The sequence below is a fragment of the Oceanobacillus kimchii X50 genome, assembly GCF_000340475.1.
In the GTDB taxonomy this organism is placed as follows: Bacteria; Bacillota; Bacilli; order Bacillales; family Amphibacillaceae; genus Oceanobacillus; species Oceanobacillus kimchii.
The window spans coordinates 1,891,485-1,904,699 of sequence record NZ_CM001792.1 but is presented as its reverse complement, the minus strand read 5'-3'; the positions used below and the strand labels follow the sequence as shown (position 1 = coordinate 1,904,699).

Annotated in this window: 16 protein-coding genes; all 16 read left to right on the top strand. The window is 34.3% G+C overall.

Features of this window, described 5'->3' with window-relative positions:
- Nucleotides 1-59 precede the first annotated feature (59 nt).
- Nucleotides 60-1,121, top strand: coding sequence for a M24 family metallopeptidase (locus C794_RS10050; RefSeq protein ID WP_017797010.1), 1,062 nt, complete (start codon nucleotides 60-62; stop codon nucleotides 1,119-1,121).
- Nucleotides 1,122-1,146: 25 nt separating this feature from the next.
- Nucleotides 1,147-1,704 (top strand): elongation factor P, encoded by a 558-nt coding sequence (gene efp / locus C794_RS10045; RefSeq protein ID WP_017797009.1) that lies wholly within the window; start codon nucleotides 1,147-1,149, stop codon nucleotides 1,702-1,704.
- Nucleotides 1,705-1,852: 148 nt separating this feature from the next.
- Nucleotides 1,853-2,836 (top strand): stage III sporulation protein AA, encoded by a 984-nt coding sequence (gene spoIIIAA, locus C794_RS10040; protein ID WP_017797008.1) that lies wholly within the window; start codon nucleotides 1,853-1,855, stop codon nucleotides 2,834-2,836.
- Complete coding sequence (gene spoIIIAB / locus C794_RS10035; RefSeq protein ID WP_017797007.1) at nucleotides 2,781-3,293, top strand: stage III sporulation protein SpoIIIAB; 513 nt, start codon at nucleotides 2,781-2,783, stop codon at nucleotides 3,291-3,293. Before spoIIIAA ends, spoIIIAB begins: the two co-directional genes overlap by 56 nt.
- Before the next feature lie 43 nt (nucleotides 3,294-3,336).
- Nucleotides 3,337-3,537, top strand: coding sequence for a stage III sporulation protein AC (gene spoIIIAC / locus C794_RS10030; RefSeq protein ID WP_017797006.1), 201 nt, complete (start codon nucleotides 3,337-3,339; stop codon nucleotides 3,535-3,537).
- 11 nt (nucleotides 3,538-3,548) lie between these two features.
- Nucleotides 3,549-3,941, top strand: coding sequence for a stage III sporulation protein AD (gene spoIIIAD / locus C794_RS10025; protein WP_017797005.1), 393 nt, complete (start codon nucleotides 3,549-3,551; stop codon nucleotides 3,939-3,941).
- Nucleotides 3,942-3,974: 33 nt separating this feature from the next.
- Entirely contained in the window at nucleotides 3,975-5,153 is a 1,179-nt protein-coding gene (spoIIIAE, locus tag C794_RS10020; RefSeq protein WP_017797004.1) for a stage III sporulation protein AE, read from the top strand.
- A 13-nt stretch (nucleotides 5,154-5,166) separates the two neighbouring features.
- Nucleotides 5,167-5,784 carry a stage III sporulation protein AF gene (spoIIIAF, locus tag C794_RS10015; RefSeq protein ID WP_017797003.1) on the top strand — a complete coding sequence of 206 codons (618 nt, stop codon included), beginning with the start codon at nucleotides 5,167-5,169 and terminating at the stop codon, nucleotides 5,782-5,784.
- Complete coding sequence (spoIIIAG, locus tag C794_RS10010) at nucleotides 5,781-6,416, top strand: stage III sporulation protein AG (protein ID WP_017797002.1); 636 nt, start codon at nucleotides 5,781-5,783, stop codon at nucleotides 6,414-6,416. Before spoIIIAF ends, spoIIIAG begins: the two co-directional genes overlap by 4 nt.
- A 12-nt stretch (nucleotides 6,417-6,428) precedes the next feature.
- Nucleotides 6,429-6,983, top strand: a complete 555-nt coding sequence (locus C794_RS10005; protein WP_017797001.1) for a SpoIIIAH-like family protein — start codon at nucleotides 6,429-6,431, stop codon at nucleotides 6,981-6,983.
- 274 nt (nucleotides 6,984-7,257) lie between these two features.
- The gene (gene accB, locus C794_RS10000; RefSeq protein WP_017797000.1) at nucleotides 7,258-7,743 is read left to right on the top strand and encodes an acetyl-CoA carboxylase biotin carboxyl carrier protein; all 486 of its coding nucleotides are present in this window, start codon (nucleotides 7,258-7,260) and stop codon (nucleotides 7,741-7,743) included.
- A gap of 13 nt (nucleotides 7,744-7,756) precedes the next feature.
- On the top strand, nucleotides 7,757-9,124 hold the full coding sequence (accC, locus tag C794_RS09995) for an acetyl-CoA carboxylase biotin carboxylase subunit (RefSeq protein WP_017796999.1): 1,368 nt from the start codon (nucleotides 7,757-7,759) through the stop codon (nucleotides 9,122-9,124).
- Between the two features lie 12 nt (nucleotides 9,125-9,136).
- Complete coding sequence (locus tag C794_RS09990) at nucleotides 9,137-9,526, top strand: Asp23/Gls24 family envelope stress response protein (RefSeq protein ID WP_017796998.1); 390 nt, start codon at nucleotides 9,137-9,139, stop codon at nucleotides 9,524-9,526.
- A 130-nt stretch (nucleotides 9,527-9,656) separates the two neighbouring features.
- A complete protein-coding gene (gene glcT, locus C794_RS09985; RefSeq protein ID WP_017796997.1) occupies nucleotides 9,657-10,499 on the top strand; it encodes a glucose PTS transporter transcription antiterminator GlcT in 843 nt (280 codons plus the stop codon).
- Between the two features lie 137 nt (nucleotides 10,500-10,636).
- The gene (ptsG, locus tag C794_RS09980; protein ID WP_017796996.1) at nucleotides 10,637-12,664 is read left to right on the top strand and encodes a glucose-specific PTS transporter subunit IIBC; all 2,028 of its coding nucleotides are present in this window, start codon (nucleotides 10,637-10,639) and stop codon (nucleotides 12,662-12,664) included.
- Between the two features lie 169 nt (nucleotides 12,665-12,833).
- Nucleotides 12,834-13,214 carry a transcription antitermination factor NusB gene (gene nusB / locus C794_RS09975; protein ID WP_017796995.1) on the top strand — a complete coding sequence of 127 codons (381 nt, stop codon included), beginning with the start codon at nucleotides 12,834-12,836 and terminating at the stop codon, nucleotides 13,212-13,214.
- Nucleotide 13,215: the final 1 nt, after the last annotated feature.

Sequence of the window (13,215 nt, the reverse complement as noted above, 5' to 3'; positions counted from 1 at the left end):
TGTGTTAAACTAAAATACAAAAATAGATAGTTTTCTGACTACATAGGAGGATGGGAGAATTGACTAAAGTAGAACAATTAAGAAGTCGTATGGAAGAACATAATGTTGAAGCTATAATCATTAATAGTCCGTATAACAGACGGTATATTACAGGTTTTACTGGGAGTGCGGGTACTGCTTTGATTACTGCGAATAAAGCAGTATTTATCACAGATTTTAGATATACAGAACAAGCTTCTTCTCAAGCCTCAGGTTTTGATATCGTAGAACATAAAGGTGGAATAGCAAAGGAAGTTAGTAAATTAGTTAGTGAAAATAATGTAAAAAGATTAGGGTTTGAAAAGGATTATACAACATACTCAGAGTATTTATCTTACCAAGAATCTTTTTCTGCTGAACTTGTTCCTGTAAGTGGCTGGATTGAAGAATTGCGCATGTTCAAAACACCGGATGAATTAGAAGTGATGAAAAAAGCTGCTAAAATTGCCGATGATGCATTTTCTCATATTCAAAACTATATCAAACCTGGGGTGCCTGAAATTGAGATTTCAAACGAATTGGAATTCTTTATGCGTCGTCAAGGGGCAACTTCTTCTAGTTTTGACACCATTGTAGCATCTGGACATCGATCTGCCTTGCCGCATGGTGTTGCTTCCGATAAAAAAATCGCATCTGGTGAACTTGTTACTTTAGATTTTGGTGCCTTGTATAATGGTTATTGTTCCGATATTACTCGAACGGTAGCAGTAGGAGAAATATCTGTCGAACTAAAGCAAATATATGATATAGTATTAGAGGCGAACCTTCGTGGAGTGAAAGGTACAAGACCAGGAATTACTGGTAAAGAAGCTGACAGTCTCACAAGAGATTATATTTCAGAGAAGGGTTACGGAGAGCAATTTGGACATTCTACAGGACATGGACTTGGATTAGAGGTTCATGAGAGCCCTGGATTATCTTACCGATCTGATATAATTTTAAAACCTGGAATGGTAGTCACCGTAGAACCAGGGATATACGTACAAGGACTTGGAGGTTGTCGTATCGAGGATGATATCGTGATAACCGATACAGGAAACGAGCGGTTAACTTTTGCTCCAAAAGAATTGATTCAGCTTTAATACCCATACATAGGGAGGAACAAGAATGATTTCAGTAAATGATTTTAAGACAGGACTTACAGTTGAAGTAGACAATGATATCTGGCAAGTCATCGAATTTCAACATGTGAAGCCAGGAAAAGGTGCTGCTTTTGTAAGATCTAAACTACGCAATTTACGAAGCGGTAATATTCAAGAAAAAACGTTCCGTGCAGGTGAAAAAGTTGCCAAAGCACATATAGAAAATCGTAAAATGCAGTACCTTTATGCTTCTGGAGATGCACATGCATTTATGGATACGAATACGTATGACCAAATAGAAATCCCAGGTAAACAAATCCAAGAACAGTTAAAATTTATCAAAGAGAATATGGAAGTTTCTATCATTAGCTATGAGAATGAGATTCTAGGTGTAGATCTACCAAATAATGTTGAACTAACAGTAACGGAAACAGAACCTGGTATTAAAGGAGATACTGCGAGTGGTGGATCCAAACCCGCAACACTTGAAACAGGATTGATTGTTCAAGTTCCATTCTTTGTAAACGAGGGTGATGTATTAGTTATCAACACATCCGACGGTAAATACGTATCTAGAGCTTAAGTATATATCTTCTAAAGCCTTAAAAAGTCTTAATGACTTTTTAAGGCTTTTTTTAGTCCATATAAAACAAGGTTACTTCCAATTGGTCATATTATATCTTCTATCACATACATTTAGTATAAAGATTATGTAGAGATGAGGAAATATTATGGACAAGATCTTACGACTCTTCCCTATACATTTACAGCGCTGTATAAAAGAAAAAATTATCCATAATGAAGAAGAACTTCAAGAAATTAGAATTCGAATAGGAAGACCTATCGAATTGATATTTGATAAAGACACAAAGTGGCTTAAAGATACAATACCTCAAAAAAGTGATGGCAATTATTTATTAAATCAAATAAGTGAATACTCTCTATATCGCATGGAAGATGAACTACGATCAGGATATATAACCATAGAAGGTGGTCATAGAATTGGAATTGCTGGTAGGGTAAATACTTCAGGAAAAGGTGTCAAGGCATTACAGCATATATCCTGTTTTAATATCCGTATTGCAAAGGAAAAACGGAATGCTGCAATAGAGGTGTTTCGATATATTAACCAAAATAACTACTATTTTAATACCATGGTTATTGGTCCCCCACAATCCGGAAAAACAACAATGATTCGTGATTTAACCAGGATGATTGCAACGATAGATCAACCGATGAATAGGTCAAAAAAGGTTGGAATAGTGGATGAAAGGTCTGAAATTGCTGCGTCATTACAAGGTATTCCTCAACATGATGTAGGAACTCGGACTGATGTTATGGATGCCTGTCCAAAGGCAGAAGGAATGATGATGCTGGTCCGTTCGATGTCACCAGATATTATTGTTGTCGATGAAATCGGGACCGATCATGATGTAGATGCATTATTAGAAGCTATTCATACTGGTGTAACCATTATTTGTACCGCTCACGCCAACCAATGGGATGATTTAAATAGTCGACCATCTATGCAAAAGTTAATCGAACAGCAGGTATTTGAACGATATATTTTACTGGGAAAAGGGACAAACATTGGTAAGATACAAAAAGTTTATAATTCTGCTGGTGATGAAATTAAATTGTCAAAGAGGAGTCCTATACATGAAGTGGATTGGAGCACTGCTTTTAATCGGGACAGCAACCACCATCGGATTTGAATGGAGTAATGGACTGAAGCAACGACCAAAACATATACGACAAGTGATTAATGCTTTACAAGTATTAGAAGCAGAAATGGTATATAGTCAAGTTTCATTACAAGCTGCTTTTTTAATTATTTCCAAAAAAAGTCCTGAGCCGATTCGTTTGTTTTTTCAAGGTATGGCTAAACAAATGGATAAAATACCATTTGATTTTGATCAAATTTGGGAAAAACAAGTAAGTCTATTACTAAAAAATTCTGCATTGCAATCTAGTGATGAAGAAATCTTACTTCAATTTGGAAAATCGTTAGGACAACACGATATTGAACAACAACAAAAGCATATCCATCTAACAAAAGTTTATTTAGAAACCCAGTTGAGTGAAGCACAAGATGCTTATCAACATTATGGAAAGTTATCTAAAACACTAGGGATTCTATGTGGCCTGTTTTTAGTATTGCTATTTATTTAAGTTATCATCATATCTCGATGGGTGGGAAGAAAGGGGCAAATGCATGTTTTTAGACGCATCGATACTATTCCAAATTGCAGGGATTGGAATAATAGTAGCACTCATTCATACAATCTTGAAACAAATGGGTAAAGAAGAAATTGCTCAGTTTGCGACATTAATCGGTTTTATCATTGTCCTTGTTATTGTCGTAAATGGACTATCAGATTTATTCCAACAAATTAAATCGGTATTTTTATTCTAAGGGGCTTTCTAATGGATATACTCCAAATTGTATTATTAGGTGTTGTGGCAGCAATTCTTTACATTTTACTAAAAGAAGTTAATAAATCACTTGCATTTTTCTTAATTTTAATTACAGGGATCATTATATTTTTTTCCGTAATTCAACAAATTCAAATTATTTTCGAAACAATTCGTTCCTTAGGAAATCAGGCGAATATCCAAACGCTCTATCTGAATACGATTTTAAAAATTATTGGCATTTCATATATTGCAGAAATAGGATCACATCTTACAAAGGACGCAGGGCTAGATTCGGTATCAAAGTATATTGAACTAGCAGGGAAGATATTTATATTGTTATTAGCAGTTCCTATCATAACTACAGTTATTGAAGCAATTGTTGGCTTTTTACCAAATGTCTAAAAATATCAAGCCTGAAGGGAGCAATTGAAGTGAATGAAGTATTCAACAGGAATTCGTGTGATTCTCTTCACTATATTGTTTATGTTTATTGGACAAGCTCCTATTTCTGCTGAACCAATCCCGACTATAGAATTAAAGGATGCATTACTAGATGAAATATCAATAGAGGGGGTTCAAACCTATTGGGAGGAAATTGTCGATGAATATGGACAAGCTATACCAGATTTAGAAAAAACAAGTTTTTACGAATTTATAAAAGATATAAACTCTTTTTCTATCAAGGATATCCTTACACAATTCCTGCATTACCTTTTTCACGAGTTGATTCTAAATGGAAAATTATTAGGTAGTTTGCTTATGCTTACTTTATTTGCTGTTATTTTACAATCGATGCAATCCGCATTTGAAAAGACAACAGTTAGTCGAGTGGCCTATTTCGTTATATTCTTAGTATTAATTTTTCTAGTGTTGAATAGTTTTTATTTAGCAACCTCCTATACAAAAGAAGCGATTGATACCATGAAAGGTTTTATGATTGCACTACTACCACTTGTTTTAGGAATGATGGCTAGTTTTGGAAATGTTGTTTCGATATCCTTCTTTCATCCCATAATTATTTTTCTGATTAATTTTAGTGGTGTCTTTATTTCAGTATTTGTTTTGCCACTATTATTCTTGGCGGCGATGCTAGTTATTATTAGTGGTTTAAATGAAAATTACAAAGTTACTCATTTAGCCAATCTTTTTAAATCTGTAGCTTTAGGTACACTCGGGGTATTTCTGACTATTTTTTTAGGCGTTATTTCTGTCCAAGGAACCGCATCAGCCATTCAAGATGGGGTTGCAATGAAAACTGCAAAATTCGTTACCGGTAATTTTATTCCTGTTGTTGGTCGCACATTTACTGACGCAGCAGATACCATTTTGAGTGCATCATTAATTTTAAAAAATGCGTTAGGGATTGCTGGTCTAGTAGTTATATTATTTATTGTTGCATTTCCTGCAATAAAAGTTGCTGCTATAGCGTTAATTTATAAGATTGCTGCTGCTGTATTACAACCGATCGGCGGTGGGCCAATTGTACAAGCATTAAATACAATCAGTACGTACATCCTTTACATTCTCGCTTGTTTATTAGCCGTATCACTTATGTTTCTCTTGGCAATTGTAATTATTGTGGCGGCCAGTAACCTTACCATACTTTTACGATAGGGAGATAGAATCAATGAATATACTAATCGATTGGGTAACTCAAATTATCATATTTATTATAATAGCATCTATCATTGATTTACTTATTCCTGCAAATGATCTTAAAAAATATGTTCGTTTAGTAACCGGATTGGTATTAATTTTAATTATTTTACAACCAGTTTTTCACTTGTTCAATACAGATATAGATACTGTCATATCAAGTTCTATCAGTGAAATGGAACAACAATATAATTCAACTGATTCTTTAGAAAATCAGATAGAATTTCAAAAAAATGAAATAGAAGCGAGTCAAGATGCATATATTTTAGAACAAATGGCTGTCCAATTGGAAAATGTTGCCGAGGACCCCTTAAAGGAGGAATATAACATGATGGTAGAAGACATCGAATTCCGATTTACAGAGAAGAGTGAAGTTACCTTTGAGGATCTTACAGAAGTCATTGTATTTATTAAAGAAGCTGAACAAGGGGAGGGAGCGGTGGATACAGTTGAAGATGTGGTAATTGATTCAAATTCGGAGAAAACACCTCCGAAGATGGATTTTTCGGAAATGGAGATGCTTCTTATGGAATTATGGGAAATTACTGATAAAAAAGTAACCGTTTATTGGGAGGGAGGGACATCTTGAAAAATAAAATAGATTCTTTTTTCAGGCCGAACAATGAACAAAATGATAAGGAAAATAAGGACAAGAAGCCATCTAAGAAAATTGGTTATTTAATAATATTAGGTTTAACAGGATTGTTACTGCTTTTTATAAGTAATATGTTCTCATCGAGTGAAGAACCAGAAATCAGTCAAGAACCACCAAGCGACCAATCAGAACCAACCGGAGGAGAAGAAGAAATGGCGGGGACTGATATTTCAGAATTGGAACAAGAGTTGTCTGGTCAATTGGCCACGATGCTCAACAAAATACAAGGTGTGAATGATGCTGAAGTAATGGTAAACCTTGATGCGACAAGTGAACAAATTTATGAAAAGAATCAAACGAGAGGTCAACAAACTACAGATGAGACAGATCAAAATGGTGGCTCTAGAGTAGTTGAAGATCAAACTGAAGAGAGTCAAGTAGTTTTGTTTCGTAGTGGTGATCAAGAAATACCACTACTTGTACAAACAAAACAACCAGAGGTTAGAGGAGTATTCGTTGTTGCAAAAGGGGCTGAAACACCATCTTTAAAAAATCAAGTAATAGAAGCAGTTTCACGTGTACTTGATGTCCCTACGCATAAAATTTCAGTAATGCCAAAAAATTAAGGAGGAATTTATATGTTAAAAAAACAAACTGTATGGTTATTAACAATGCTTAGTCTAATGGTTGTTCTTAGTGTTTTCTACATCTTCTCTCCAAATGGTGACGATTTAGCTTTTATTGATGATGGACAAGGTGGTTCAGAGGAAACAACTGCTCCTACAGATGGAGAGGAAAATGCTGAAATAGAAAGTACTAATAATGTTGGAAGTGATGAAGTATTTACAACTATTCGAATGGAAGTTCAAGATGAGCGAAGTAAGCAAAAGAGTCGTTTAACAGATGTAGTAGCTTCGGGATCTTCTAGTGCGGAAGAGAAAGATGAAGCATTAAAAGAAATTGATCAATTAGAAGAATTATCCTCAAAAGAGAATATTTTACAAGAACAAATACTAGGTGCAACTGGTTATGAAGATGTTCTTGTTCGCACAGATGGTGATAAAGTTCATGTACATGTAAAAGTGGAAGAACTATCAGACGAAGAAGCTGTAAATATTATGCAAATGGTTCGAGATGAATTTGGTAGGGATATTACGACTGAAGTTAATTTCCAACCTACCACAGGAGAATAATTGTAAGATTTTTAGCTCTAGCTAATCGACGGATGTTTTCTTCCGTCGTTTTTTTATGGTTATATATAATTATTTATCCGCATAAAGGACACGTGGATTCCTTCATGGCAAAGCATTTTTATTACTGATATAATTAAGTTAAATTGTTAGAAAATATAGATTTACTTGATGTTTACCCTGATTGTATCGTAATATACTAAGAGGTAATATTAGTACCTAATCGTAAAAGCTTGAACAAAAGATGTAGATAAAATACAAGCGAGGAGTGCCGGTTATGTTAAATGTAGAAGAGTTAAGGGAAATAATTAGAATGGTCGATGAATCATCTATAACAGAATTTTCATATGAAACAAATGGGACAAATATATCGATGAAAAAGTTTAGTAATCAACAAAAAGTATCACAGCCAAGTCCTACTATAACAGAAGTTACTAGTCAACCAACTGTGGAGAGAGAACCGCAAATGAGAGCTCAAGAAACGAAAGAGGCAACAAAAGAATCATCAAGTGCTCAAGTAGATTATGATTATGAAATTACTTCACCGATGGTTGGTACATTTTATTCCGCTTCATCACCGGAGAAAGATGCTTTTGTGAACAAGGGAACAAAAGTGGATCCTAGCAGTGTTGTTTGTATTGTCGAAGCAATGAAACTGTTTAATGAAATCGAAGCAGAAGTATCAGGAGAAATCGTGGAAATATTGGTTGAGAATGGAGAACTCGTTGAGTATGGACAACCATTATTCAGAGTAAAGAAGTAAGGGGATGGAATAATTGATTAAGAAGCTATTAATAGCTAATAGAGGGGAAATCGCGGTTCGTATTATTCGTGCTTGTAAAGAAATGAATATCGAAACGGTTGCCATATACTCAGAAGCCGATAGCGAATCTCTACATGTACAATTAGCCGACGAAGCATATTGTATTGGTCCAAAATTAAGTAAAGACAGCTATTTAAATATAACGAATATCATGAGTGTAGCCACATTAACAGGAGTTGATGCTATTCATCCAGGATATGGTTTTTTAGCTGAAAATGCTGATTTTGCAGAGATATGCAGAGCCTGTAATATCACTTTTGTTGGCCCTACTCCAAAAGCAATTCAACAAATGGGAATCAAAGATGTTGCAAAAGAAACAATGAAAAATGCCAATGTACCCGTTGTTCCAGGTTCAGAAGGTATTGTCGATACAATAGAAGATGCAATCGAAGTGGCTAATGATATTGGCTATCCTGTTATTATCAAAGCTACTGCTGGTGGTGGCGGAAAAGGAATTCGTGTTGCTCATAACGAAGAAGACCTTGTCAAAGGAATGGAGATAACGCAAAAAGAAGCAGAAACAGCTTTTGGAAATCCAGGAGTTTACTTGGAGAAATTCATTGAAGATTTTCGTCATGTTGAAATTCAAATACTTGCTGACACTCATGGTAATGTTGTTCATCTTGGTGAAAGAGATTGCTCAATTCAACGAAGGCTACAGAAATTAATTGAAGAATCACCTTCTCCTGCACTAAATGAATCCATTCGTGCTAAAATGGGAGAAGCATCTGTAAAAGCAGCTAAAGCAGTAGAATATGTTGGTGCTGGTACCATTGAGTATATTTTTGATAGGAAAACAAATGAGTTTTATTTTATGGAAATGAACACTAGAATACAGGTAGAGCACCCTGTAACTGAAATGGTAACGGGTATTGATTTAATTAAAGAACAAATTAATGTCGCAAATGGTGAAAAGCTATCTGTTGATCAGTCAGATATAACGATGGAAGGCTGGGCTATTGAATGTCGCATTAATGCAGAAAATCCATACCAAAACTTTATGCCATCTGCCGGTGAGATCGAAATGTATTTACCACCTGGTGGATTAGGAGTGAGGATTGATTCTGGTGCGTATAGTGGATATCGAATTCCACCATATTATGATTCGATGATTGCAAAGTTAATAACATACGCTTCAACTAGAGAAGAAGCAATTAGTAAGATGAAACGAGCATTAGATGAATTTGTTGTTGAAGGAGTCTTTACAACAATTCCTTTTCACTATCAAATTATGAATCACCCAATATTTCAAGAAGGTGATTTTAATACCAATTTCCTTACTGAATATCCGATTTTGCAAGAAACAGATGATTCCGAATAAGGAGTGAATGCAATGAGTGAACAACCATTATTAGAAGTAAGTGATCAAAATGAATTAGGGAAGGTAGAGATTGCACCTGAAGTATTAGAAGTAATTGCTGGAATAGCAGCTACGGAAATACCAGGAGTATATGCAATGAGAGGTAACTTTGCTTCAGGCGTTGCTGAACGTTTCGGAAAAAAATCACACAGTAAAGGTGTAAAAGTAGAATTAAAAGAAGACGGAGTTTCCATTGACATTTATGTTATTTTGAAATTTGGTCAACCTATTCCAAAAGTAGCGCAGGATTTACAAACGAATATTCGTCAAACCATCTTTTCTATGACAGCCATTGACTTACAAGAAATAAATGTTCATGTTGTCGGTATACACATGGAAGATGAAGTAGAAGATTCCGAGTAAATAGTCTATAAACACAGGTCATCCAAATATGACCTGTGTTTTTTATAAATAAGCTTAATAATTTTTATAAATTTCTTTCTTTTATGTTACAATTATACTTATTCAAAGATTGTTATGGGAGAAAGGTAATATGTCTGATTTTATAGTTAAGAAGCCATTGAATAATAATGTATTAATAGCTTTAGATAATTATCAAAATGAAGTGGTATTAATTGGTAGTGGTATAGGTTTTCATTATAAAAAGAATGATACTATCAAAGAAGAATTTGTTGAGAAATTATTTGTTTTACGAGATCAAGAACAACAAGATCAATACAAAAAAATAGTACCTCAGATAGATGATTATTTACTTCAAAAAATAATTGATTCCATTGATATGATTCAAAAAAGGTCTAGTGAAATATTAAATGAACAAGTCCATGTTGCTTTAACGGACCACCTTTTATTTGCAATTAATCGTTTAGAGAAAGGGATGGCAATTATAAATCCATTCTTATCTGAAACGAAAATCCTTTATCCTTTCGAATTTGAAATTGCCGCAGATATTGTTGATTTTTTAAACCAACAATTAGAGATTAGTTTACCGGATGGAGAAATTGGTTTTATTGCGTTACATGTACATAGTGCTATTTACAATAAAAAAATATCAGACGTTAATCGATACTCTCAATTAATTACACAATTAATTGATCTAATTGAGAGTAAATTAAATATTGAGATTGACCGAGCAGGTATTGAATATATCCGATTGGTTCGTCATATCCGATATACCATTGATCGATTGGTAAAAGGAGAAGTTGTACAAGAACCAAAAAAAATTGCAGAGTTACTGAAAACGGAATATCCAATATGTTATAATTTGAGCTGGAAATTAATGAAAATTATGCAACAAACAATTAAAAAACCAGTATATGAGGCAGAAGCTGTTTATTTAACGATGCATTTACAACGTCTTTATCAAAAATATGAATAGATAGATGAAGTGCTACTGATACAATGAGGCATGAGTAAATACATGCACAATCGTTAAGTTAACCAACTTAACAATTGTTTGCAATTGATGCTCATGCTTTTTTATGTTTTACCGTACTTGCTAGAGGGGCGATAAAAATGTTTAAGAAAGTATTTGGTGTATTACAAAAAATAGGAAAAGCTCTTATGTTACCAGTTGCATTGTTGCCAGTTGCTGGCTTATTACTAGGTATTGGGAATGCATTACAACAGGATACGATGTTAGAGTACCTTCCTTTTCTTCAAATGGATTGGATTCAGCTAGTTGCCACCGTAATGGAAGATGCAGGTGGTATTATCTTTGATAACTTACCATTACTATTTGCCATTGGTGTTTCTATAGGGTTAGCAAGTGATGGTGCGGCTGGATTAGCTGCATTAGTTGGTTATCTGGTTTTAAATCAAGTGATGGGATCTTGGATTGGTGTAACTTCTAAAATGATTGAATCTGATCCAAGTTTTGCTACTGTTTTAGGTATCCCAACTTTACAAACAGGAGTATTTGGTGGAATTATTGTCGGTCTGATTGCTGCATTTTGTTACAATCGATTTCACGATATTCGGATGCCATCTTTCTTAGGATTTTTTGCTGGGAAACGATTTGTTCCAATAGCTACTGCTGGAGCTTCATTTGTTATAGGCATATTGTTAATGTTTATTTGGCCCCCGGTACAAGAAGCTATGAATGGTGCCTCTTATTGGCTAATCGAAGAGGGAACGTATGTAGCAGTGTTTTTATTTGGATTAATTAAGCGATTATTAATTCCGTTTGGACTTCATCACATTTTTCATGCGCCTTTTTGGTATGAATTTGGATCTTATACGACTGAAGCAGGTAATATTGTGCGGGGGGATATGACAATTTTCTTTGCACAATTAAAAGATGGAGTGGAATTCACAGCTGGAAACTTTATGGCTGGAGAATTTCCAATTATGATGTTTGGTTTACCGGCTGCAGCTTTAGCGATGTATCATGCTGCTAAACCAGCTAAAAAGAAATTAGTTGCTGGGTTACTTATTTCAGGTGCACTTACTTCTTTCTTAACAGGAATTACAGAACCTCTTGAATTTTCATTTATGTTTGTATCACCATTATTGTTTCTGCTCCATGCAATTTTAGATGGTTTATCCTTTGTTCTAATGACTTTCTTTCATGTAAATATAGGGTATACTTTCTCAGGGGGAGCAATTGACTTTGTTCTTTTCGGTATTTTACCTGGACAGGAACCTTGGTGGATAGCAATTATACTTGGGTTAATCTTTGCGGTAATATACTATTTTCTATTCCGTTTCTTTATTAAGAAGTTTAACCTATTAACTCCAGGGAGAGAAGATTCTGATGAAAATATCTATAGTACAAGTTCTGAGAATAATGAGTTAGCATATGAAGTATTAGAAGCAATAGGTGGACTACATAATATTACGCATTTGGATGCTTGTATTACCAGATTACGCGTATCTGTTGATTCTATTGAGCAAGTTAATAAAAACAAATTAAAACAATTAGGAGCATCAGGTGTCTTAGAAGTGGGAAATAATATACAAGCAATTTTTGGACCTCGCTCCGAAACGATCAAAGGACAAATACAAGATATAGTTTTAGGTAAGACACCTCAACCAGAAGTAAATACTAGAGGTACATACGAGGAGAATGTTGGTTCAATGAATGATGAAACATTTGTATCACCATTAACTGGTCAATTGATACCAATAACGGATGTTTCTGATCCAGTGTTCTCTGGTAAAATGATGGGCGAGGGTTTTGCAATTATTCCTAAAGAAGGAACGATTGTTTCTCCTGTAGGTGGAAAAATCATTAATATTTTTCCGACCAATCATGCAATTGGTGTACAATCAAATTCAGGAAAAGAAATATTAATTCATGTCGGATTGGATACAGTAAATTTAAAAGGAAATGGATTCAATATGTTAGTTAATGAGAACCAATTTGTTGAAGCTGGACAGCCATTATTAAAAGTAAATCTAGACTATTTAGAAAAACAAGGATTTTCAACAGTAACTCCAGTTGTATTTACAAACATACATGATTCAGTATACGTAAAAATACAAGAGAAAAATGTTGAAAAAGGTCAATCCGATATTCTAACCTTCAAAAGGGTACAATAAGAGTCGTCTAAGTAAAATATCTTTTACTTACGGCTTTCTTTTTGTTCACTAAAAAATGATCGGATATGCTAAAATCGTATATATGATATGGTTGAATCCTAGCCAAGCAAAAGAGAAACGTGTTATTATTTTAACAGTATATGAAGGAATTAGAAGGAGTCAAAATAGAATGAATCGACACAAAGCAAGAGAAAAAGCTTTTCAGGTCTTATTTCAGCTAGACATTAATGAGACGGAATTAGAAGACGTAATGGAAACTCTAAAAGAAAAGGAAAGAAACGATGTGTTCTTGAGATCGTTAGTTGAGGGAGTTATACAGCATAAAATCGTAATTGATGGGAAGATCTCAGCACATTTAGAAAAATGGACAATAGATCGGATAGCTTCTGTGGAAAGAACGATACTTCGAATGGCTATTTTAGAAATAATGTACATCGATGATATTCCGCAAAATGTTTCTATTAACGAAGCAATCGAACTGGCACATACATTTGGGGATGAACAATCGGGGAAATTTGTGAATGGTGTATTATCAAAAATTATTGCATAAG